The following is a 6827-nucleotide window of genomic DNA, read 5'->3' as shown; positions in this document are numbered from 1 at the left end:
GCGGCATCGTCGTCCTCCCCGACCTCCACGCCATCTTCGCCGCCCAGCTCGGTGAGGGAAACGCCGTGGTGGCGGCATGAGCCGATCAACCGCTTCTTCCAGCAGATACGACGACCGCCCGTTTTGAACCCGCATTTCTAGAACGATGCCAAGAGGATAGCCCGTCATGCCGATCAACATTTTCAACGGCGTCTCCCACGCGAAGCTGACCGCCGAAATCGCACGCCTGGAAAGCGCAATGGCGCGAGGCGATATCTCCGAACGCGCCGACCTGTCGCTTGCACAAGGTCCGACGCGGGAGGTTCTCGTTGCGATCAACCAGCTCCTCGAGAAGGTCCTGCGCCCGGTACACGACTTGAGCGACAGCATCTGCGAGATGCAGTCCGAGCATGACAAGGGCGACATCGACGCCGTTCTGCCGGCAGAGACGTTCCAGGGCAGCTTCGCGACGATCGCGAAACGCGTCAATAGGCTGGTGGATAGTCATATCGCCGTCAAGAAGAAGGCAATGGCGTGTATTAAGGAGTTCGGCGAAGGGAACTTCGAGGCTCCCATGGAGAAGCTGCCGGGCAAGAAGGCGTTCATCAACGACACGATCGAGACGCTGCGAAGCAATCTCAAGGGCCTGATCTTCGAAATGAAGCACATGTCGACCGAGCACGATAAGGGCGACATCGACGTATTTGTGCCGATAGACAAGTTTCGCGGCGACTTTGCCATCATGGCGCAGGGCGTCAACAATATGGTGACAAGCCATATCGCGGTGAAGAAGAAGGCGATGGCCTGTATCAAGGAGTTCGGCGAAGGGAATTTCAACGCGCCGCTCGAGCAGTTTCCCGGCAAGAAAGCGTTCATCAACGACACCGTGGAGACCCTGCGCAACAACCTCCGCGAGATCACCATGGAGGTGCAGCGGCTGATCACGGCATCCACCGCCGGCCACCTGAGCGAGCGGGGTAACGAGAAGCGCTTCGTCGGCGATTTTGCGGCGCTTGTCGCAGGCATCAACGGCATGCTGGACGCGATCGTGCTTCCCATTTCGGAAGGCAATCGCGTGCTCAACCTGGTCAGCGCCGGCGATCTGCGTGAGCGCGTCGAGATGACCTGCGACGGGGATCATCGTCGCATGCGTGATGCGATCAACCTGCTGGTCGACAACCTTCGCGCCACCGCGGAGCTGGCCAACAAGATCGCCGACGGCAACCTCACGGTCGCCCACAAACCCCTGTCCGACAACGACATGCTGGGCACTTCGCTTGTCCGCATGATCGAACGCCTGCGCGTCATCATCGCCGATACCCGCAACTCCGCCGAGCAGGTCGCTGCCGGCAGCCAGGAACTGTCGGCCAGTTCGGAGCAGCTTTCGCAGGGAGCGACCGAGCAGGCTGCGGCGACCGAGGAAGTCTCTGCCTCGATGGAGCAGATGGCGGCCAACATCCGCCAGAACACCGAGAATGCCGTGCAGACCGAGAAGATGGCGCGTCAGTCGGCGCTTGCGGCGGAAAGCAGCGGCGAGGCCGTGGAGCGCGCGGTGGGCGCGATGCGGACGATCGCGGAGAAAATCGGCATCGTCCAGGAGATTGCACGCCAGACCGACCTGCTGGCGCTGAACGCCGCAGTGGAAGCGGCGCGTGCCGGAGAGCATGGCCGGGGCTTTGCGGTGGTGGCATCGGAAGTGCGCAAGCTGGCCGAGCGCAGCCAGGGTGCCGCGACGGAGATCAGCTCGGTTTCCAGCGAAACCGTCAAGGCAGCGGTCGAAGCCGGCGAAATGCTGCGCAAGCTGGTGCCGGACATCCGCCGCACCGCCGAGCTTATCTCGGAGATCAGCGCCGCCTGCCGCGAGCAGGATATCGGTGCCGTCCAGATCAACAAGGCGATCCAGCAGCTCGACCAGGTGACCCAGCAGAACGCCGGCGCCTCGGAGGAAATCTCGTCCACCTCCGAGGAACTCGCCGGCCAGGCGGACGAGCTGCAGGCCAGCATCGCCTATTTCCAGCTACTGCAGGGCGGGCAGCGTGATGTTGCGAAGGCCGCACGGCCACGTGGCGCGGAGGTCGCGCGGGCGCGTCCTGCGGCCAAGGCATCCCGGCCCCCCCATCGCGGCGCGACTGTTGCCGAACAGCAGGCGCGCGCGCACGGCTTTGCCCTCGACCTCAGCAACGGCGGGCCCGATGCCGACGACGCCGATTTCGGAGTGCAGGCGGCATGACCGAGGGCGCTGAGCTCCAGATTGTCACCTTCGGCCTGGGTGCGGAAGTGTTCGCGGTGCCGGTCGCGCTTGTCCGCGAGATCCTCGACTATCGCGAAACCTTCCGCATCCCCAATGGGCCCGATTATTTACTCGGCCTCACCGACATGCGGGGTCAGGGCGTGACCACGGTCGACTTCCGCCTTCGGCTCGGACTGCCGGCCGCGGCGCCGACCGCCAGCACGCGCATCCTGGTGGTCGACGTGCCGGTGGGCGACCGTGTGCTGATGCTGGGCCTCGTGGTCGATCGCGTGCTGGAAGTGTGCAGTGTTGCCGTCGAGCAGCTGGAAGGCGCTCCCGATATCGGTGTGCGCTGGCCGTCGGACTATATCGGCGGCGTGTTCCGGCGCGCGGACGGCTTCGTCGTGCTCGTGGAAATGCGGCGGATCTTCTCGGCCGAGGAAGCCAGCCTGCTCGATCATCGGGCAGCTGCGGCCGCATGATGCGTCGTCGGTACCCAGCCTGTCCGCGGAGCGCCACTTGATCGCCGCCGCCTATGCGCCGTCATGGTCGCCGCACCACGACAGGTTAAGCGCGCGCAACTTCACGCGGCTGGCCGATTTCGTCTACGAGCAGGCCGGCATCAAGCTGCCCGATGCCAAGAAGACGATGGTCGAGGGTCGGCTCCGGCGGCGGTTGCAGGCGACAGGCGCCGATACGCTGGATGCCTATTGCGAGCACCTGTTTTCCGGGAAGAATGTCGGATTGGAGGCGCGGCTGCTGATCAACGCGGTCACCACCAACAAGACCGACTTCTTCCGGGAGCCCGCGCATTTCGACTTTCTCGTCCGCACGGCGTTGCCCGCGCTGGCGGCGAAGCACGTCCGGACGGTTCGGGCATGGAGCGCAGCCTGCTCGACCGGCCCGGAACCCTATACCCTGGCGATGGTGCTCGATGATTACGCCCGGCAGCATGGCGGGCCCGATTTCGGCATCCTCGCCACCGATATCGACACCGATGTGCTGGCGACGGCCCGGGCCGGCATCTATCCGGCCGATCTGCTGCACCCGGTCCCGCCGGCGCTGCATCGCGCCTATGTCTCGCTACCCAGGAACCCGCGGCGGGGCGAGGTTCGGATCGTGCCACGGCTGCGCAGCGCGATCGGCTTCGCGCGGCTGAACCTGATGGACAATGCCTACCCCGTCGGCGAGCCGATGCATCTGATCTTCTGCCGCAACGTCCTCATCTATTTCGACAAGCCTACACAGCGAAGCGTCGTCGCGCGATTGCTCGATTGCCTTGCGCCGGAGGGCTATCTGTTCCTCGGCCATTCGGAATCCATCCAGGGCATGGACCTGCCGCTGGTGCCGGTGGGCAGCACCATCTTCCAGCGGAGGCTGCCATGACCGGCAAGATTCGGGTTCTCATCGTCGATGACTCCGCGAGCGTACGGCAGACCATGGCCTCGATCCTCGGAGAGGACCCGGCGATCGAAGTGATCGGTACGGCCGCAGATCCATTCAGCGCGGCCCGGCGCATTCAGGAAACCATGCCGGACGTCATCACGCTCGACGTGGAAATGCCGCGGATGGACGGCATCACTTTTCTGCGCAAGCTGATGCAGCAATGCCCACTGCCCGTGGTGATGTGCTCGTCGCTCACGGAGGAAGGCTCCGACACGCTGTTGCAGGCGATGGAGGCCGGTGCCGTGGACGTGATCCTGAAGCCGCGCTTCGGGGTGGCCGATCACCTGGCCGAACATCACCTCCAGATCCGCGACGTGGTGAAGGCCGCCGCCCGCGCGCGGGTGCGCGGCCGCCCCGGCAAGCCACTGCCGCAGGTTGAGGCGCCGGCCAAGAAGCTCACCGCCGACGTAATGCTGCCCCCGCCGGACAACAGGCCGATGAGCCGCACGACCGAGATGGTGGTGTGCATGGGCGCGTCCACCGGCGGCACCGAGGCGCTGCGCGAAGTGCTGGAGGCGCTGCCCGCCAACAGCCCCGGCATCGTCATCGTCCAGCACATGCCCGAGCATTTTACCCGCGCCTTCGCCCAGCGGCTGGATGGATTGTGCGAGGTCGACGTGAAGGAGGCAGCGGACGGGGATCCGGTGCTGCGCGGCCAGGTGCTGATCGCGCCGGGCGGCAAGCACACGATGCTCGAGCGCCAAGGCGCGCGCTATTACGTCTCGGTCCGCGACGGGCCGCTGGTCTCCCGCCACCGCCCTTCGGTGGACGTGCTGTTCCGTTCGGCGGCGCGCGCGGCCGGATCGAACGCGGTAGGCATCATCATGACCGGGATGGGCGATGACGGCGCCCGCGGTCTGCTGGAGATGCGGCAGGCCGGCGCGCGCACCTTCGCGCAGGACGAGGCGACCTCCGTCGTGTTCGGCATGCCCAAGGAAGCAATCGCGCGCGAGGCGGCGGAACGCGTGATCCCGCTGGGCCATATCGCCAGCGAATTGCTGGCGGCGGCGGCCCGATGACCGCAGAACCAGGAGACAACCGCGTACGTCGCGGGCACGCCTGAGCCGGATCCCCGGTCCGAATGCTCGCTCCCTGCGAACGAGGCGGCGATTGCGGGTGTCGCTGCCGGACTGGACGCCCGCTTCGTCGAGGCGGCCGGGGCCGATCCGGGGAAAGAGCCCGACGCTTCCGAGGACGACGGCTTGGTCTGAGCGGTTACCGCTGCTGGCTCCCGGCGAGCGCACGCGTCACGTCAGCGTCCGCGGGCCGCTGGTCCCGCCAGATCCAGCGCAGCACATCCGGCAGCAGGGCGCCGCCCTCGGCGTCGGAATGGCCGCCGGCGGTCCAGGCATGGCGCACGTCGTAACGGGGGCCGCCGCGCCGTTCGGCATCGGCATGGGCATTGGCCCATTCCAGGCTCTTCAGCATCTGCTGGTTGGCGAGAAACCAGTTGCCATGCTCATTGTCCAGGTCGTCGCGCCCATCCTGCAGGAACACGCGCAACGGCCGGATCGGGCTCTTGCGGATCAGTCCGGGGTAGAGGTCGCCGCCATAGGCCAGCGGGCGGCCGTCGGGCGCCAGCGTCAGCCCGATGGAGGTGTAGCTGCCGATGAAGCTGAGGACGTTGCCAAATGCTTCGGGGTGTCGCCATGCCAGTGTCCAGGAGGCGATCGCGCCGCTCGAGGTGCCGCCGGCCGCGCGGCGCCTGGGATCGTCCGCAAACCGCCAGCGCCGCGCCACCGCCGGCAGCAGCTCGTCCAGCGTCATGCGGGAATAGGCATCGGACAGCGAGTCATATTCATCCACGCGGTCGTCCGGATTCTGCATGCCCAGCGTGTCCGGGTAGTGTGCCGATCGGTTGCCTGGCGTCACGAAAATGCCCAGCGTGGCGGGAATCTCGCCCCTGGCTATCAGGCTATCGAGGACCTCCGGCACCCTGAGCGCACCATTGGGGTTCGTCGCGCGCTGGCCATCCTGGAACAACAGCAGGTTGGGCGGCTGGGCCGGATCATAGCCGGCCGGCACATAGACCCAGTAGCGCCGCACCGTGCCGGGATAGACGCGGGAGTGCAGCTCGAACGGCCCCTCCAGACGTCCGTGCAGCGCGGGTGCCGCCGGGCCCCGCACGGGCGCCGCCATCAGAACAGGCGCTGTAGACGCCAGCAAGGCCCCGGCCAGCAGGATGATCCGCATTCCCCCCCTCCTTTCAATATCGTCGGCCGATCCTATCAGACGCAGGGAAGAGATGCGCCCATCGTGTTGCGCCGACGCCAGAAAAGCGTCTGCGGTCAGCTGAGGCCGGCGAACCACGCCGCATAGGGCGTGTTGCGCGCCAGACGGCGGTTGTAGTCCGGCGCCCCGTCTCGCCACCAGACGGGGCCGCGCTCGCCGAGCGCGTGCTTGGTACGGTCGACGGCGGCACGCGCCGCAGCTTCGGCAGCGGCGTCCCCGATGCGCCGGGCGGAGGCGACCCCGCGCCGCGCCTCCATCAGTTCGACGACGTGTGCCGCGCGCCGTTCGTCGGACAGGGCAGGATCCGCCATGCGCCACAAGCGGCCGCGCACCACGAAATAGCGCCCGTCCGGCGTGACAGGATGTCCGCCGCGGCCGACCTGTGCATCCGTCATCGCCCGGCAGCGCGCGCGGCGGCCGCGTCGCGAACGGCAAGCCAGCGGTCGCGCTCTTCCCTTGCGTCTGCCAGTGCGCGATGGGCGGGCTGGGCGCGGCTTCCCATCTCGACATGGACCACGAGCTCCTCGACCGTAGCATCGAGCTGGGCGGCCGGTACCCGGTCCGCGAGCGCGGCACGTGCCGCCTGACGCTGCGCATCATGGCTGTTGCCAAGCCGCAGGCTGTGGCGCGGGAGGCCAGCGGCGCGCAGCAGCGTGCTCAGCCATTTGCCGTCCCAGGAGGGTGCGCTTGCCAGCAGCGCGTGCCCGGCCAGCTGGTCGATCATCCGCCGTGCGACCGCATCGTGCGGCGCCCCCTGTTCGAGCAATGTCGCGCGCGCGATGTGATGGATCGCCTCTGCCGCCGGATCCCAATCTTCCCAATCCGGGGCGGGGCGGATCAGATGTTCCTCGAACCGGCCGTCCTCGAACACCCAGGCCACTTCGATCGGATAGCTGCGCTTGCCCAGCGACGAGGCCTCGAAGTCCAGAAACACCAGCAT

Annotated in this window: 7 protein-coding genes; 4 read left to right on the top strand and 3 right to left on the bottom strand. The window is 67.0% G+C overall.

Annotation, left to right across the window (positions count from 1 at the left end; genetic code table 11):
- Positions 1-166 precede the first annotated feature (166 nt).
- Genes V7E00_RS18670 through V7E00_RS18655 form a run of 4 tightly spaced genes read left to right on the top strand, consistent with a single transcriptional unit; the run spans position 167 to position 4674 of the window.
- Positions 167-2209 carry a methyl-accepting chemotaxis protein gene (locus V7E00_RS18670; RefSeq protein WP_333574156.1) on the top strand — a complete coding sequence of 681 codons (2043 nt, stop codon included), beginning with the start codon at positions 167-169 and terminating at the stop codon, positions 2207-2209.
- Positions 2206-2691 carry a chemotaxis protein CheW gene (locus tag V7E00_RS18665; protein WP_333574155.1) on the top strand — a complete coding sequence of 162 codons (486 nt, stop codon included), beginning with the start codon at positions 2206-2208 and terminating at the stop codon, positions 2689-2691. The genes V7E00_RS18670 and V7E00_RS18665 overlap by 4 nt, the downstream gene beginning before the upstream one ends.
- Before the next feature lie 37 nt (positions 2692-2728).
- Positions 2729-3595, top strand: a complete 867-nt coding sequence (locus V7E00_RS18660; protein WP_443019221.1) for a CheR family methyltransferase — start codon at positions 2729-2731, stop codon at positions 3593-3595.
- On the top strand, positions 3592-4674 hold the full coding sequence (locus V7E00_RS18655; protein WP_333574154.1) for a protein-glutamate methylesterase/protein-glutamine glutaminase: 1083 nt from the start codon (positions 3592-3594) through the stop codon (positions 4672-4674). Before V7E00_RS18660 ends, V7E00_RS18655 begins: the two co-directional genes overlap by 4 nt.
- Positions 4675-4870: 196 nt before the next feature.
- Here the strand turns inward: V7E00_RS18655 and V7E00_RS18650 are convergent, their stop codons facing one another.
- The 3 genes from V7E00_RS18650 to V7E00_RS18640 form a co-directional block, all read right to left on the bottom strand.
- The gene (locus V7E00_RS18650) at positions 4871-5848 is read right to left on the bottom strand and encodes an alpha/beta hydrolase (protein ID WP_333574153.1); all 978 of its coding nucleotides are present in this window, start codon (positions 5846-5848) and stop codon (positions 4871-4873) included.
- 95 nt (positions 5849-5943) lie between these two features.
- Positions 5944-6282: a hypothetical protein gene (locus V7E00_RS18645; RefSeq protein ID WP_333574152.1), complete on the bottom strand. Its 339-nt coding sequence runs from the start codon at positions 6280-6282 to the stop codon at positions 5944-5946.
- Positions 6279-6827, bottom strand: a complete 549-nt coding sequence (locus V7E00_RS18640) for a transcriptional regulator (RefSeq protein ID WP_333574151.1) — start codon at positions 6825-6827, stop codon at positions 6279-6281. The genes V7E00_RS18645 and V7E00_RS18640 overlap by 4 nt, the downstream gene beginning before the upstream one ends.

The sequence above is a fragment of the Sphingomonas sp. genome (assembly GCF_036731925.1).
GTDB lineage: Bacteria > Pseudomonadota > Alphaproteobacteria > Sphingomonadales > Sphingomonadaceae > Sphingomonas.
Note: the sequence above shows the minus strand (reverse complement) of the source record. Positions and strands in the feature narration are given on the sequence as shown.